This window comes from Rhodococcus sp. NPDC057529 (genome assembly GCF_042802055.1).
Classification (GTDB): domain Bacteria; phylum Actinomycetota; class Actinomycetes; order Mycobacteriales; family Mycobacteriaceae; genus Rhodococcus_F.
Genome location: NZ_JBHVEY010000027.1, coordinates 17,081 through 33,542 on the forward strand (window position 1 = coordinate 17,081; position 16,462 = coordinate 33,542).

Here is a 16,462-nt window from a genome sequence, read left to right on the forward strand (position 1 = left end):
GGTGCGTGGCAGGATGACCGAGGAACGCTGGCGTGCAGATCATCCGCGATTGCGGAGGCTAATCGAATTTGGACGGGGTGCATAGGGTGACAACGGTTGAACCTGCACGGACAGTGCCGGCTGTATTGGAACGGTTCGGCTCGACCTTTTCAGAGTTCACCGCCGCTTTCAATGAAGGCCAATACGTCCTGTGGCTTGGTTCGGGCATCTCTCGCGACAGGGCTCCGAATGTATATGTACTTCTCAAGCGTGTCATGGAGCACCTCCGTTCGAACATCGTGCATGACGACATGGATTGTGCGTATCGCACCGCGCTTCACGAGGTGTTGCGGCTCGCTGGCCTGACGCCCGAAGAACTGGAGAGCATCGACTTCTCGATTGCGGTCGAGAACTGGCCGCTGCAGAATCGTATCGTCTCAACACTGGTCACGAACTACGCGCGCGTTCTTGATGTGCTGGTGGGCGATGACAACCCCGATGACTATATAGTCTGGACGGGTCTCGACGTCCCGAACACGTACGGGTCACCGGATCTTGAGCCCGATGTGGAGCACTACTGTATCGCTGTCCTCATGCTGGAGGGGCTGGTCGAATCGGCGGTCACCGCGAACTGGGACGGCCTCCTTGAGAAAGCATTGAACAAACTGACGCCAGCGTTCGATTCGCTGGTTCGGGTTGCCGTGAGGCCGGACGATTTCCGTATTGTCGGGCCGCGTATCGAAGTCATCAAGTTCCATGGGTGTGCGGTGCGTGCTCGAGATGGGGAGGCCGAGTACCGGAAGTTGCTCATCGCACGTGAATCACAGATTTCAGGGTGGACTGAGCAACCAGAGAATATGTCGATGCGGAAGCGTCTTGAGGCACTGTATACGAACCGGTTGACGTTGATGGTTGGTCTGTCGGCGCAGGACGCGGACCTCCACACGGTGTTCGCGAGGGCCATCCAGGATTTGGCTCGGCCGTGGCCGGCGTCGCCGCCCGCGGTTGTTCTCAGCGAAGAGCGCCTGGAGTCGTACCATCGGAACCTTCTCAGGCTTACGTACGGTTCGAATCACCAGGGGCACGCCGGCGCGATCGCGCAGTCTGCACTTCTGGGCGCGTACGGGAAGCCAACGTTGCTGGCGCTGGTCCTGTCGTCCCTCACCGAGAAGTTGAGCTTCTTGGTTGAGCACGGAGTCGGGACTGGATGGGATTCAGCTGCTGTGAAACAGTTGCAGACAGACCTCCTCAGCATCCGTGACTCGGCGGCGCAGCATGCCCACCCCGACAATCATGAGACGCTTGACTACTCGGCGATTGCGGAGAGTCAGCGAGAGTTCGTTATGCGTCTCATTGGCACAGTGAGCTTGGCGCTGAACATTTTTCGCACAGGCAGCATGCCAAATCCGGGAGAACGTAGCTATAAGCCACTTTCGGACCGTCCTGTCACCCAGGCGATTCACGGAGCGGATTTCCCTGCGGAACAGTTCGGGCGGCTCGGCGTCGCGCTGGCGCTGATTGGCCGCGGACTTGCCTCGGGGCATTGGTCTGCCGTCCCTGGCGATAGCAAGTCACCCGATGGCGGTGTGGTTCGTCTGGTCACTGGCCAGCGGGGCGCCCGGGTGTTCTTCGTAAAGGACGCCACGACGTCGACGAAGCTTGAGTTGGACGATTCGTTCGAAGACAGCGATGGGGATGTGCTGATCGTCGTCGCTGATGAGGAGCCTCCTGTCTTGACCCGGTCGCCGAAATCCCGATTCGGTCGTGACGGCAAAATCAGCACCGGACGGTTCAACGTCGCGTCGAACATCGCTGACACGGCCTCAGTAGATGACCTATTCGAGGCGTTCAAAATGGAAGGGGGGTTCTGATGGCAAGCGTTCAAGAAGTCCTCTCCGTCCTGGAGCAAGCCGGTTTTGAACGTCTTCCGAGGCCGCTGACAGTTGTCGGCACAGAGTTCGACTTCGAGGCCGCGGCCAGTGGGACGCACACTTCACATGATCTAGTTCTGGTTGCGACCGATCAAGTTCCCCGCCAGCGTCTGCGACGTCTTGTTGCGGGTCTGGCTCGTTCCCTTGACCTGGCCGCGTCGCGTCGACCTGTGAGTCTCGTACTTATCGGTGGGGTCGCCGCCTCTGACCGGATGGAGTTGGAGCGCTATGCTCGTGTCCTTCCCATCGCGTCCACCACACCCGATATCGCCGAAATCGAGAAAGCTGTCGCTGTCCTTCTGCCGCTCAATCTGCCGGACACAGAGCTGGTCAACGGAAGTGACCCGGTCGACGAAGTGATGGAGGCGCTCGGCCCTCTGAATACGACGCGGGAGCACATCGCGCTCATCAGGGCTGCTGCCGACGGACCTGACGCAGTGCGGGAAGCCCTTCGTCGATACGCGAACGAAGGAGCAAGCTGGACCGACGAAGTGGAGGACGACGATGAGTAAGATCCCTATCCGTCGCTTGATGGTCTCCGACTTCCGCCGTATCGAAGGCACACGTGAACTGCCCTTCGATGCACCAGTCGTCCTAATCCACGGTCCGAACGGCACAGGTAAGACCAGCGTCCTGTCCGCGCTTGAGCTCGCCTTGACTGGCGGCATTCGGAGCATGGAACGACAATCTGACCGCTACCGAGCGCACCTCCCGTTCTTCGGGCAGTCATACGCAACCGTTCGAGCCGACGTCGCCGAGTACCTGCAGGCGGGAACACCTGATGCCCCGCTAACCGTGAACGGCGCGCGATTGGAGGGCACTCCGGCGTTCGATGACGCCGCGGCGAAGTTCTACGCCGAACGGTGCTACCTGGACCAGGCATCGCTAGGTCGTCTCCTCGACTTGTACCAAGCCCGCGAGGACAACGAACAGACAGCGCTCGAGAAGTTTGTGAACGAACTTCTCGGCCTTGAGAAACTGGACGCCCTTCGCGGAGGGCTAAGCGACGCAAACGACCTCAGGCTCCTCAAGAAGCTAGCGGTCGGCGTCGACGAAGCCGACCGCGCAGCGAAGGCAACAGCGGCCCAACTCAAGGAACAGAGCGCTCTGCGCACCGAGATCCGGACGGAGGTCGCCAACGCGCGCGCAGCGACATTCGACGCCATCGCTGGACTCCACCCCGGAACGACTGATGGCATGACTGACGTGGACCTCCTTCAGTTCGTTCGGTCGGCGCTCAACGACGACACCACCCATGCCGAATCTGCGGCTGCCGCGACACTCCAACAGGAACTCATCGCCTTAGGGGGTCGCATCTCAGCACTGGTCGAACGCCCGACCACGCAACGAATCCAGGAGACCCGTACCGCGTTGGCGGCCGCGACCGCCGACAAAGAGGCGTGGGAGGCCACCGACAGGGCGAGAGTCCAGGCGTGGGAAGCGGCAGCCCAGACTGCAGGCGCCAACCCGCGAAGCGAACCGCGCATCGCTGTCGAGCACGCCACGAGCCTGGCCCTCCAAGACTTGGACAACGCCTCCAACGTTCGCGCGCAGGCCGAATCGGTCAACACGCAAATGGAGACCGACCGAGCTGAGTTGGACATGCTTCAGACCAGGCTCGAAAATGCTCACGAGCATTCAAGTGCCCTCGTTGAGAGCCTAGCTGCACTCCGCACCGTCATCGACAACAGCAACCGGTGCCCGGTCTGCGACCGTGACTTTACTGAAACCGGTCATCGCAGCCTCCTAGCGCACATCGACACGAAACTGGCTGAACTCACCACTCACGGACAGCAACTCGTCGATCTTCGGAACGAGCGCGACCAACTTGCAGCCCAGGTCACGCGGGCCGAAGTCGAATATGCCCAGCTTACGGCCCGGCTCCTACCTGTCGACCAGCAGGAGGCCCTGTCACGGCGTCACGCAACCCTCGTCGAACTCACCGCCCAAGTCGGCGGAATCGAAGCTGCCAAATCCAACGGCGCAGACCTCACCCGACGCGTGCGCGACCTTCAGCAATCGCTCGACAACCTTGAAGCGGCTTCTTCAGAAGAGCGCCACGTCAGCAATGAACTCGCTAGATACGCGGCCCTTCTACAGGTCAACGTAACTCCGGCGTTCGATTCGTTCCAGATAACATCGGCCGAACTGCTCGAACGAGCCGAAGCCCAAGTCGCCCGCCTCACCTACCACGCCAACCAAGGCCGAAAAGCAAGCGACGAAGCCGATCGCCTCACAGCCGCCCTCGAACATGAATCCGTCGTTGTTCAACGCCTCGCCGACATCGCCGAACACAAGAAGCTATGGGACGACCGCGTCGCTGAAGCGAAGCGCCGCCAAAGGGTAGCGAAGGAAGTCCACGAAGCCGCTACACAGGCACGCACCGCCATCGTCCACCGCGTCTTCACTGAATCCCTCAACGAGGTCTGGAAGTCCGTATTCACCAGGCTCGCCCCAAACGAAGGGTTCGTCCCAAGCTTCGGCATCCCCAGCGCCACCAAGAAGACGTTCGACATCACGTTGGAGACCACCCACCGCAACGGCGAAGCCAGCGGCCCGCCTCAAATGATGCTGTCTGCGGGCAACCTGAACACGGCAGCACTGTCACTGTTCCTCGCGCTCCACCTCGTCGTCGAACCCATCGTCCCGTGCCTTGTCTTCGACGACCCCGTACAAGCTATGGATGAAGTGCACGTCGCACAGTTCGCTGGCCTCATCCGCCTCCTCACGAAACAGAACGACCGGCAAGTCATCATCGCCGTCCATGAACGCGAACTGTTCGACTATCTAGCTCTTGAGCTCAGCCCTGCCTACGAGGGCGACGAGCTCATCACCATTGAACTTGGCGAACGCGCGACCGAGGACGACCAAGGCATCACCCGCCACCGCTGGACGCCGGATCCCGCTATAGCCAATTAGTCCAAACACTCACGTACTCGCGGCGTCGAACGAGCTGTGCGGGCCGGGTAGCCTGATATCGACGACATCAAGTTCGTGTGGTCCCGCCGATGCCATGATTGCAGGGAGTCCCTTCTGGCTCGGTGACACCGGGCGACCGAGCTTTGTGATGGAACATCGCTGGTACTCAACGCAGCGAAGGTAAGCTCTGCGTACGCGCCGATCCGCCGCGAGTGGTCCAAGTTGGTTCGGAACACTGGGTGCGCCAGCCCCCCTCCCACCAGCCGACGCAACGTGTCGCGGACGTGACGCATGAACTGCTCTCGCCCGAGCTTCGCCTCCAGATGCAGGCGAAGGTAGCGCTCGATGACCGCCCGCATCCGTGGTGGAGCCGGGGCCGGGGCGAGACGGGCGGTCCAGGAGCCGGCATCGACCCGACACCAGCGGCGCCGCATCGACCTGGCCGACGGTGAACAGCAGCAGGCGGGCAGCATTGAGTAGTTGGTCACGCGGTGAGCCGTTTGCCGGGGGAGCGGCTTCGTTCGCGAGCCAGGCGTAGTCCACGGCTCACCGACAACCAGTCACCCCGCCGATCGGAACATTTCGTAACTTGCCTCCAACAGTTCGCGATCTGGCCGCTCAGCCCGAACTGATGGAACGACCATGAGCTTCTGACCGTGTCGTTCTTTCAACCCGTATTCGAGCATCGGTCCGTCAATCTCGATGAGAAGGTCCTGTCGAATTTCGACCACAAGGTCCGGTCGGATACCCAGAATGTGCGCGTCGAAAGCCGCATGGTGAATCTTGCACATTGCTAAACCATTTCGAACAGAAGCGATGCCCGCATCGTCAGAGTCTGGAACGATGTGCGCCGCGTCCAGAAGTTGGCTGTGCCCGAGCGCGCAAACCGTGCAACGGGTGTCGTACGCGCGCATTACAGTGGAACGGAAGACAGGCTGATGCAATCGCCGCTTGGTCTCCGCCACGATGTATCGACGGAGATGCTCCTCCACAGGCGATTCGGTCCGATGCAGATCACGCGCGACTTCCGTTGCGACAACGAACTGATGCTGCTCAGCCTCTTCAGCGACAATGAATACAGGGTAGATCGGCTGAAAGCGGCTCGGACCTACGCCATAGAACCAGATGAGCGGAACCTTCAGCTCCATCGCGGCACGAAGACCCCGGTTGTCCATGTTCTCGGGATCCTTCCCCGACCACTTGTAGCGAAGGAGCCCATCTGCACCGACCGTATCCTCATACGGTCGTTCTTCACCCGCACGACGGTACGTGGTGCTGATCGACAATGCGGACGCGAGCTGACGTGGCTTGCGAATTCCGCGAGTGGGATCCATCAAACGGAACATCTCGCCGTCGATAGAGAAGTCGAGCAGTTCCTGTCTACTGATCGAATCAAGACCGTCATTTGTGCGGACTGCCAGAAATCTCATCGCCTCGCTACGCAGACGCGTATCAAAATCCGGTGCGCCGTCGGCACCCTGAGAGATATCCGCAATCAACTGTTCCTCCACATATTTCGCTATCCCGCCGCTATTCACATTGAGTCGTAGAAAGGTCGCAGGATGTCTGCGACTGGCTCCTCTTTCATTGCTTTCAACAACTTGGACTCGATCTGCCGGATTCGTTCCCGCGTAACGCCATAGTTCTTCCCGATTTCATCGAGCGTGTAAGGATCCGATCCTTTCAACCCGTACCGGAGTCGGATGACCTGGGCGTCCCGCTCGGACAGCGGCGAGAGCACCGATTCCAGCGTTTCGTAGAAACGCCTCCGCTCAGCGACTTCCTCGGCAACGACGGCCAGGTCGTCCTCGAAATCGAGCCCGTCGTGTTCTGCATTGTCGGTGAGCACATCAAGACTCAGCACCCGTTGGTTGTACTTTTCCAGATCACTGATGTGTTCAATTGTGGTGTCCAGCGCACTCGCGAGCTCGCTCGGCGTCGGCTCCCGCCCGGTCTCCTTCGTCAGGCGCGTACGCTCCTTGCCCAGCTGGTCGATCTGCTCGACCATGTGCACCGGAATTCGAATGACCCTGGACTGGTCGGCCAAGGCACGAGTGATCGCCTGCCGAATCCACCACGTCGCGTAGGTCGAGAACTTGAATCCGGTCTTGTAGTCGAACTTCTCGACGGCCCTGATCAATCCAAGGTTGCCTTCTTGAACGAGATCGAGAAGCTCGAGCCCCCTGCCCTGGTACCGACGAGCGATCGATACAACCAACCGCAAGTTCGCCTCGAGGAACCGCCTCTTGGCACGCTGTCCGTCGCGACACATCCGATGCAGGTCGCGGTGTCGCTGGTCGGGCAACTTTTCGCCGGCCTCCTCGGCCTCCTCCAGGAGAAAGGCCGCATAGAGTCCGGCCTCGATCCGCTGCGCGAGCTCGGATTCGTCTCCCGACCCGAGTAGGGAGCGCTTCTTGATCGACTTCAAATACGCGCGAATCGAATCGACAGTCTCATACTCGTCGACATCAGTGGTCGCATCTGCACCTGGACCGCTGTCGTCCAATTCGGGAGGAAGGGCAGTCTTGCTGTTGCTCGCGTTGTCGACGACACCCGGTTTTGGACGCGGACCCGCCTTCTTCGAAGGTCGCTTGGGCTGTGCTGCACTGTTCTTTTTGGCAGGACGCTTCTGTTGCGGGGGTAGCACGAGCCTGGGCGACCGTGGCGTCGGAGGACGACACGCCGGCTCGGCGGAGATTCCATCGAGTCCTTCGACCACCGGCTCGACATGGGAAGCCCGAACGACGACGGTGACATCGAGCGCCCTGAGTGAACGAGCCAGCTGCTCGAACGCTCGATTCGAGCCGGCGTAGTAGCGCACGGCGTCGGGATGACCAATCTTGACTCGCCTGTCCGACCACACTTCGCGGTCCAAACTTCGCTCGATGATGCGGACGATTCCAAACTCGGAAGTTGTTCCGACCGTGAGCCGTACTTCACCGATCTCCGAAATCGGCAATCGCCGCGGCGCGGTGGCAAATGACAACGCTACTGACGGCGCGAGATCTTCCCGTGTTATCCAGACGTACCCGTCGTGCAGAACTACCTGCCCGTCAAAGCCGTCGTACCGATCGACTGTCACCATGCTTACCGCAGCACATCGCCCTTGGTGGCGCGGGTCTGCACCCGCTCCACTATCCGATCGATCAAGCGCGGCGGTGTCTTCCATCGCATCGCGGCTTTGTCATAGTTCATAGAGTGCTCGGTGACGATGTCCTTCAATTGCTCCGCGTTCAGCGTCTTCAATCGTGCCCGCAGGCCGGCTTCGCCGGATACCTCGAACACAGCGAACGGATCAAGGACACCCTTGGACCGCGTAGTAGTCGTGTTACGCGGGGCGGCAGGCTGGGGTGGGGCTGGGGTCGCGTGAATGCCACCCACGGTGAGTGCCTCACCCAGCGCCTTCGCAAACCGTGGCGTGCGCCTTGCTTCGTCTGCGACCGCCCGGACCATTCGAGCCAGGGCCACCGCCACCTCAGGATTGGCCTTGCCGAGCGTCACCAACGACGTCTCCGCATCGGAAGTGACCCGCCGCAGTCGCAGCTCGTCGACCGTCAGGTCTCTCCCGCCTGTCACTTCTACGCCCATCCCAACCTCACCTTTGCCGTAGCCATGAAATCCTGTGCCAGATCCCGCAGGGCGATGAACTGACCGTCCGCTCCGTACTTCTGTCGGAGAGTGCCGAAGTCCGCATACTCTGCAGCCGCCGCAATCTGATTCGCCTCCGGGATCAGGGATGGGAACACCATCGTGATGTCCCTTCTCCGGTTCAGGTCATCAATCGTGTTTCGGTGGACCGTCGACGCCTTCCGGTACTTGGTGATCACTACACCCAACTCCACGATTGGCCGTCCCCAACGCTCACCGAATTGCGCGATCCGTTTCTGAACCGGACCGATCCCGTAGGTCGACATCACATCGGGAATGGTGGGAATGATGTACGCATCCGCGCAACGTAGACCGTTCAGCGTGATGGTCTCGAGGTTCGGTGGGCAGTCGATCAGCACGTAGTCGTACTGATCGATGACGGGCTTCAAGGCGCGCAGGAGGATGCCCGTCGCGTCACCCGACGCGAACCCTGCTCCCGCGACCCTTTCGTGCAGACCAATCATTTTCAGCGAAGACGGAAGGAGATCCACCGTCCGCACCTTGCGCAACGGCGACACAGAATGCTGGATGATGCTCGATACGTCGAACTCGAAGGCGCTGCCGCCAGCTGACATCGCCCGCTCGAACAACGCCGCCAAGGTGAGGCTCTGTGAGTCGAGCTCACCCCAGCGACTCTCCCCAATCATCATCATCGTCAGGTTGGTCTGGGGGTCGAGGTCGATGAGCAGTACCCGTTGCCCGAACTCACCGGACAGCATCTCGCCGAGGGCAGCCGTAGTCGTAGTCTTCCCCACCCCACCCTTGAGGTTGATGGTCGCGACCACGTGCGTCATGACGGCCCTTCCCTGCTGTAACTTTCAACAATGCACAAACTAGCGTGTGGATCCGACACGGACTGGCACCGCGGCTACAGCAGGTTCGCCAGCACGTCGGCAACGTCGGGCTTCTCGAGCCGACTCAGCGCGGCGGACTCGATCCGGCCGACGTCGACCGCCGTCAGCGCGAGCGTCGCGGCTACCTCCGTCCGACTCATCGGCGGGTGACCACCTAGCCCGAACCGCAAGATCACGACACCAACTTGGTCAGGTTCGAGCACCGACAATCCTGTCAACACAATGTCGAGGTCGTCGGCACGCGGGTTCTCCGCGACTCGGTTCAGGACAGCCCGCAGCTCAGAGCCGGCAGAACCGAGAGTGACCGCCGCGGACTCCACAGAGTCTGTCTCTCCCACCAGTCGCTCGGCAGTTTCCCGATAAACGTCGTCGGCCGAATCCGCCGGTAATCCGTCGAGCGACTCGACCCCACCGAGCCAATCACGAAGAACGTCCGCCGCCTGATCCGCATCGACGGTGATCAGCTCGGACGCGATACCCGTCAGCTGTTCGAGAAACGTGCCGTGAGCACCCAATTCCGGGTCCTCCGCACTCCCCTTGGCGAAGAGTACGAGGAAGGACGCGTGTCGGCCATCCTGCTTCGGACGAATGATGCGACCCATCCGCTGGATCATCTGCCGCCGACTCTTGCTGCTGGCGAGGATGACGCCCACATCAGCTTCCGGAACGTCGACACCTTCGTCCAACATCTTTGGGGCAACCAAGGCCTTCATTGCCCCGCTCTTGAACGCACCCAGTAGCGTGGTGCGGTCGGTTCGGGACAGGTCACTCGTATACGGCGCCGCGAGAACGCCCTCCTCGAGGAGCACCTCCGCAGCCGCACGCGACGATTCCTTGGTCTCGGAGAACAGGATGCTACGTCCGGTCTGTGCCAGCACTCCCCCGAGCTCTCGAACGGTCTCGAGTTTTCCTGTTGCTGCCGCGAGTAGTGCACGCCGCTGCGAGAACGCACGTAGGTAATTCCTGGCCGCCCACGTGGCACGATCGCCGCTGCCTTCGCTGAGTTGCTGTACCTCGCGCATGAATTCGCCGAAAGGCTCCCCCGTGCAGCCGTACTTGTGGATCAGGTTGCCGCGCTCACGCTTCGCCGTTTCGTCGAGCTCGGAGTAGGCACCCTGTTCCACCTCCGAGAACGGTACGGCAACCAACATCACCCGGACCGGGGCGAGAATGCCATCGCGGTGCCCTCGGTCGTAGTCGCATCCCGAGATGACAGCCTCGAAGTAGGGCAGAAGATGTTGTTCGACGCCGTCATCGGTGCGTTCGAATGTGGCGGTGAGTCCCAACCGTTCGGTGAACTCATCGGTAAGTAGACGTGAGAAAGTCAGGGCGCCGTACCGGTGCACCTCGTCCGCGACCAACAATGCCGGACGAGTCGGGGTGGGCGCACTGTGCTGGATCGCGGATTGCACAGTGCTCACGAGGATGTCGCTGCTCGCAAAACTGTCCGACGACCCGGCACCACGACGACCGACGCGACGGTCTGGCAACGCCTTTTGAATTGCTCGATGCCACTGGTCGAGGAGGTCTATGCCGGGAACAACCACCAGCACCGACAGTCCGCGAGATAGCGCCTCTGCGGCGGCGACAATACCGAGCGTGGTTTTACCCGTGCCGGTCACCGCTTCGACCACCGCACGGCGACCCGCCGCATTCCACGCATCGAGCGCTTCCTGCTGCCACTCGCGCAGCTCGAGGCGTTCGGTGGCAACCGTGAACGCCGTCACGGCCTGGCCCATTCCGGACCGTCGGCACCGGCACGCTTACGCAGCAAGCCTTCCCGCTCCAGCTCGGCAAGAATGGCCGAGAGCTCGTCGTCCGGGAGCCGAGTGAGGCGACAGCCGCGTTCCATCGTCACCGGGCTCGTCCACGCGGCTGCGGTGAGCACACTCTTTGCAGAAGCACGTTTCGCCGACGGCAGGCCCGCCCCCACCGCGCCGGGCGCCATGCAGTCCTCGGAAAGGACGTACTTCCCTTGGGCGATGGCGAGTGTTTCCTCGGACACCAACGCGTCCAGTGTCTCCCGCATCAACACGTCGTCAGTCGGCAGTCGTCGGTGTAAATCGGTCCGAGTCACCGGCCCCTTCTTCACCTCGGCGACGATGAGGGTGCGCAGCAGACGCGGCGAGAACTCCTGGGGACCGGGCTCGGGACGCGAACGGGAAGGTTCGACGGGTGTGTCGGCTTCCGTCTCCAGCGGTTCGGCGAGTGCGTAGCGGATGTCCGGCTTACGCCCCACCTTGTCCATGAGGTTCTTATGCGCCAGCTTTCGGAGTGCCGACCAGATCTGTACACGGTCGAGTCGCCACAGCTCAGCGAGCTCGACGGTCGACACCGGACCGGACTTCGCTGCGGCGAGTAGCCGATCGAAGAGATAGTCGTCAGGCCGTGGAATTGCGCTCTCGGGCATCACTTCCCATGCAGAACTCGAATCCGCCGATTGTGGTTCGTGAAGTACCTCGAGTGCCGGCGCGTCCACTTCGGCGACAATCGGCGCCGGTGGCGCGGTCACTGCCGGTTTCGGCGTCGTCACCGCCGGCTCGGCCAGGGGCACCACCCGCTCGACCAGATCGACGTCCACCGTCGGCTCAGCTGGCAACGGGATGGGCAGTGACTCCGAGGGGAGCACGTTCGCCAGCTCCGCCTCAGCCACGTCCTCGGCGAGTGACTCGTCGTCGGGCAGTACAGGTGGCGTCCACGTCGAGGTCGAGGCAGGCTCCGCGGTAGAGACCGACCCAGGCGAGATTCCTCGCTTGTCGAGCTGAGCCCACAGCCCGCTCAGCGAACCGACGGGATCCAAGTAGTACTCCGACTCGCGGATCCTCCAGAACTCCCAACCGCAACGCTGAAGTTCTCGTTCGCGCTCCATGTCGGCGCGCACCTGTTCCGGTGATGTGTGGAAGGCGTCGCCGTCACACTCGACCGCTAGCCGACCGGCGGCACCGGTGACCACCAGATCGATGCGGCGATTATTCACCTCCACCTGTGGGTTCACATGATATCCGCGTGCCATGAGTTCGAGGTAGATGCGCTGTTCGAAGAGGCTGTCGAAGTCTCGGTGGCGCTCGTCTCGCGTTACCCCCTCCGGCATCGGATTTGCCGGTGCCGGCGAGGTCGACTGCATGTAGGTCAGCAACGAATGCCGTAGGTCGTTCGAGCGCAACGAATCTGCCGTCCTCGAATGGAACAGCCACAGCTGGTCCTGCGCACGTGAGGCGGCCACGTTGTACCGGCGTTGGTAGTCGTTCTTCGTCATCGCCGAAATTTGCTGTTCGGGTGCGACCACCATCGAGAGGAAGATGACGTGCCGCTCGTCGCCCTGGAAGTCGGGTGGTGTTCCGATACGGAGCCGCCGCTCGTCCCACACGTCGATGTCCAGGCGCTTCAGAAGCTCGTTCTGGATGACGTCCACCTGCGACTGCCCCTGAAGCACCACGACACCAAAGGTCTTGCCGTCGTATGCCTTGTCGGACAGGCATGCCTCGATCGCATCGACGATGGCGAGTGCTTCGGGCCTGTTCGACAGTGTGGCGTTTCGCCCGGAAACGACCCCGCCCTCCACATAGGTCGTGCGCAGCGGCGGCAACCGGTCTGCGCCGAACTGGCGTACGGGCACCAGCGGCGCGTCGCGGTAGAACTGGTTGCTGGACCAATTGATGATCTCGGGCATACAGCGGAAATGCTCGCGCAGCCGGATCACCTGACCAAACCTGGTCCGTAGCAGGGAGAACAGACTGTCGCGGGGGGTGAAGCTGTTGCGGAGGTAGCCCGGCACGTCGTGCAGATACATGTCGAGGCGGTCGAAGATTCCGTCCAGCGCACCGGACGATACCTCGCTGGGAGCGCACTGCTTGTCGTCGCCGACAACGATCACTCGCGGTGCAAGCCACAGCAGGAACAAACTGCTGATGTCGGCCTGGCTGGCTTCATCGACGATCACGACGTCGAAGGTGTTAGGTTCCGGCGGAATCGACGCAAGTACCTGCTGGAGCGGCATCACCCATGCGGGCACCGCACGCTGCGCAATCTGCATCGCCTCACGAGCCGAAGCACGATAGGTCTCGGCATACTTGCCGGTGCCCTTGCCGATAGCCGACACGTGCCCCCGGTACGCCTGCAGGGCCTGCACTTCGGTTGCCGTCATCCGATGAAGACAACCCAACCAGGCACGTTCCGCCGCCAGCCGCGCGGTCAGCTGGGCAATATCAGCTTCGGCCGTCGCCAGGTCCGATTCCTGCTGCTTGTCTCGACCCACCTCGTGCTGACGCTGCACCCATGTGTGAGCGCGACGCCAGGCCCACGCCTGCTCGAGACCGTCGAGGCGCGTCGACCAGCTCTCCTCATTCGCGGTTTCAGCGATCAGTGTCGCCAGTGCGGGAGCGCTTGCCTCGACCTGCCGACGCAGGGTGTTCAGGTATCGCTCTTCTTCTTGCTCCTGTCGAGCCCCAGCGAGATCGGACAATGCACGGGTGATTTCGTCGCAGTCGGCCGAGCCCAGCCCTTCGATCAAGTCGATGCACTCGGGCGCGAGTGTCCCGCCGAACACCGCCGACACCTCGGCACTGAGTTGACTCATTCGGTTGCGGGCCTCGTCGGCGTCATGAGCCGCCGCGACAGCGCCGGCCGAGGCTGCGAGTGCTTGCGCATCCGAGACGCTTCGGATCCGAGGTGCAGCGGGACTGATTCCCTGCAACACCTCGACCAGACCGTTTGCCTCCGCGGCAAGCGCATTGACGTGCCCGATCTGCACGACCGTCCGGTGGAGTTCATTGATCTGGACGGTGCGTGAACCGTTGACGTGGACGACGATGCCGAGGTCCCCGAGGAGTGTTGCTGCACTCTGCACGCAGTCGAGCGCCCGAAGGTGTTCAGTGACTGTGCGCGCCGATTCTGCGGTGGCGGCGTCTTCGCCGTCCACGGTGGCGAGCGCACCGAGCTCCTCGACGGTCTTCTGTTCGTCACTCTTGCGGAAACGTGCTCGCCACTCCACACCCTTTTCCATTGCGACGGCCAACGCGCCGTAGGCATTCAGGGCGCGACGACCGACCAACGGAGTGTCGACGAGTCGCGGGCCGACGAAGGCGTCGGCGCGCTTGGCTGTGTCGAGCAGGGCAGGGACCTCCGCGGTCCTCGACCACAGATGTGAGGTGTGACCCGACAGCACACCCTCGGCCGCGTTCTGAAACGCCGGCTCGAAGGCTCGCACTTCGGCAACCTTGGCCTGGAGCCGCTCGCACCGGTGTTGCACATCCATCAACGTCGCTGCCGGTGCCCCGCCGAGCAACTGAAGAACCTGCGCGGCGCCAGGATTGATGTCTGCGGGCCGGATGGACGCCCGCGTGCACAGCTGCTGCAGCTCGGGTAGTGGGGGAAGAAGGTGGTCGACGGTGGGCAAGGACTGGTCGAGCCGCCCCGCGCGGGTTGGGCTCGATCGGAGGGTTAGTGCGATCAGGGTTCGGAACTGGTCACCGGTGAGCGGGGGTGTGTCCGCGTTGACCGGCCCTGGGAGCCAGTCGAACAGCTCCGCCTGGTTGGTGACCTCTCGAACGATTGCTGCGGCAGTCCCCGAGTACCCCGGTGACACTTCCGGGTGCTGGAACGTTTCGGACTCACGCAAGGCTCGGATGTCTTCGGTAATCTTCGCGCGGCGACTCAGTGCCTGACGACGTTTGTCGGTGAGATCGGCGATCCGAGACTCGGCATCGTTCTTACTGAATGATGCTTTCCGGGTAGCAATCTCGGCAACGCTCTTGTTGAGCTCATCGGAGCCACCCCGTGCGATATCCGTGATGGAGACACATAGCTCCTGCATCTCCTCCGGCAACTTATCTCGTAGTACCCGGAGCGCCTGCGACTTCTCACTGGTGACGAGGACACGCTGCCCGTTCGCGAGCAACGCTGAGACGAGGTTGGCGATGGTGTGGGTCTTGCCTGTTCCGGGTGGACCTTCCACTACGACGCCGCTATCGTCCGCGAGTCGTTCGATGATCTCGCTCTGTTCACGGTTGGCGGGCAAGGGAAACAACGGATCTTCAGCGAGAGCTGCTGACGGCGCGGAGCCTGTCCGCTCGAGCCACGCGACTCGCTCATTCGGCTCGATGGCCGTCACGAGCTGTGCAAGCCCGAGAGGAACCGTGCTGTCGTCGCGTTCTGCAGCAGCGATCATCGTCTCGTAGTACTCGACGAGCGCGAACGCCCCTCGCTTCCGCAATACCAGCGCCGGCGACGGCGTAAGAAGTCGACCGGAGGGCGAGTCTGTCCCGCTCTCTTCGACCTCTACGTTGGTGGTGAGCGCACGCGTGGCCCATTCCTTGAGGAAAACGAGAATGTTCGCGTCGACGGGAGACGCTGATTCGTGCAGCCGCTCCTGGAGAGCCCGTGATCCCGATACGTCGAACACGTCGAGACCGGTGAGCAGCTGGGTGTCCTCGAGCCTGGGCGCAGTGTCCGCGTTGAGTCGTACCAGTAGGTCGCCGGTGGTTTCGTCGCGTTCCACAGTGACCGGCTGCGTAACGATGTGCGTGCGAATGTCCTCGCCGGCAACCTTTGCCGACAGCTCCAGCAACCCGGACGCCAATACCAGCTCGACGGACTCGGGGCGCGACACCATTTCCTGCAAGGCGTGCTGCAGTGCCTGGTAGAGCTCCCAGTACGGCCGTCGCTCCTGGTCGAGCTGAGCCCACATTCGCCACTCGGACAGCCACCGTGTGAATTCGCCCTCGACGGCCGGTGCGTTGGGCGCAATTGACAACGAGGCACGCGAGTCTGTGGGATCACCCTGGATCCATTCACGAAGGTTTCGAGGCACCTCGGGCGGCTCTTCCAACGCGACCCGCCGCGACCGAATGACTACTTCACCCGCAGTAACTTCGAAATCCACAGACACCGACAGGCGGCTCTCGTTCAGCCAGATGATGTCGTCGTGGAGGCGGAGGTTTCGGACCGGCTTGGTCCTCGCTTTGACCAGTTCCTGCAGGAACTGCATGAGCCGCTGAACCCGATCTTTGAGCTGGGGGTCGTCTTCCCGAACCTCCACCGAATCGCCCCCTTCGTGCCTGTGCGCCTACTGCGCACCCGTACCGTGTAACAGGGTAATGACCAGGTAAGACACGCGCGCGACGGAGTCCTCAA

The 16,462-nt window shown here is 62.0% G+C and carries 9 protein-coding genes; 3 read left to right on the plus strand and 6 right to left on the minus strand.

The features are described 5' to 3' along the window. Positions 1 to 86 precede the first annotated feature (86 nt). Genes ACFU5V_RS36080 through ACFU5V_RS36090 form a run of 3 tightly spaced genes read left to right on the plus strand, consistent with a single transcriptional unit; the run spans position 87 to position 4,829 of the window. Positions 87 to 1,850: an SIR2 family protein gene (locus ACFU5V_RS36080; protein ID WP_378705350.1), complete on the plus strand. Its 1,764-nt coding sequence runs from the start codon at positions 87 to 89 to the stop codon at positions 1,848 to 1,850. Next, positions 1,850 to 2,422: a hypothetical protein gene (locus ACFU5V_RS36085; protein ID WP_378705353.1), complete on the plus strand. Its 573-nt coding sequence runs from the start codon at positions 1,850 to 1,852 to the stop codon at positions 2,420 to 2,422. The genes ACFU5V_RS36080 and ACFU5V_RS36085 overlap by 1 nt, the downstream gene beginning before the upstream one ends. Then, positions 2,415 to 4,829 carry an AAA family ATPase gene (locus ACFU5V_RS36090; RefSeq protein ID WP_378705355.1) on the plus strand — a complete coding sequence of 805 codons (2,415 nt, stop codon included), beginning with the start codon at positions 2,415 to 2,417 and terminating at the stop codon, positions 4,827 to 4,829. The genes ACFU5V_RS36085 and ACFU5V_RS36090 overlap by 8 nt, the downstream gene beginning before the upstream one ends. 560 nt (positions 4,830 to 5,389) lie before the next feature. Here ACFU5V_RS36090 and ACFU5V_RS36095 read toward each other — a convergent pair. The 6 genes from ACFU5V_RS36095 to ACFU5V_RS36120 form a co-directional block, all read right to left on the minus strand. Beyond that, complete coding sequence (locus ACFU5V_RS36095) at positions 5,390 to 6,340, minus strand: HNH endonuclease (RefSeq protein ID WP_378705357.1); 951 nt, start codon at positions 6,338 to 6,340, stop codon at positions 5,390 to 5,392. Between the two features lie 23 nt (positions 6,341 to 6,363). Then, a complete protein-coding gene (locus ACFU5V_RS36100; RefSeq protein ID WP_378705360.1) occupies positions 6,364 to 7,914 on the minus strand; it encodes a sigma-70 family RNA polymerase sigma factor in 1,551 nt (516 codons plus the stop codon). Between the two features lie 2 nt (positions 7,915 to 7,916). Further along, positions 7,917 to 8,417, minus strand: coding sequence for a hypothetical protein (locus ACFU5V_RS36105; protein WP_378705363.1), 501 nt, complete (start codon positions 8,415 to 8,417; stop codon positions 7,917 to 7,919). After that, a complete protein-coding gene (locus tag ACFU5V_RS36110) occupies positions 8,408 to 9,271 on the minus strand; it encodes a ParA family protein (protein ID WP_378705365.1) in 864 nt (287 codons plus the stop codon). Before ACFU5V_RS36110 ends, ACFU5V_RS36105 begins: the two co-directional genes overlap by 10 nt. Positions 9,272 to 9,345: 74 nt before the next feature. Next, positions 9,346 to 11,058: a DEAD/DEAH box helicase family protein gene (locus tag ACFU5V_RS36115; RefSeq protein WP_378705368.1), complete on the minus strand. Its 1,713-nt coding sequence runs from the start codon at positions 11,056 to 11,058 to the stop codon at positions 9,346 to 9,348. Then, positions 11,055 to 16,367 (minus strand): AAA domain-containing protein, encoded by a 5,313-nt coding sequence (locus ACFU5V_RS36120; protein ID WP_378705371.1) that lies wholly within the window; start codon positions 16,365 to 16,367, stop codon positions 11,055 to 11,057. Before ACFU5V_RS36120 ends, ACFU5V_RS36115 begins: the two co-directional genes overlap by 4 nt. Between the last annotated feature and the right edge of the window lie 95 nt (positions 16,368 to 16,462).

What these genes read in the sequence shown, in the direction of transcription:
- ACFU5V_RS36085 (WP_378705353.1), top strand. Translation starts at nt 1,850, where the DNA reads ATGGCAAGCGTTCAAGAAGTCCTCTCCGTCCTGGAGCAAGCCGGTTTT.
- ACFU5V_RS36090 (WP_378705355.1), top strand. Translation starts at nt 2,415, where the DNA reads ATGAGTAAGATCCCTATCCGTCGCTTGATGGTCTCCGACTTCCGCCGT.
- ACFU5V_RS36100 (WP_378705360.1), bottom strand. Translation starts at nt 7,914, where the DNA reads ATGGTGACAGTCGATCGGTACGACGGCTTTGACGGGCAGGTAGTTCTG.
- ACFU5V_RS36105 (WP_378705363.1), bottom strand. Translation starts at nt 8,417, where the DNA reads ATGGGCGTAGAAGTGACAGGCGGGAGAGACCTGACGGTCGACGAGCTG.
- ACFU5V_RS36110 (WP_378705365.1), bottom strand. Translation starts at nt 9,271, where the DNA reads ATGACGCACGTGGTCGCGACCATCAACCTCAAGGGTGGGGTGGGGAAG.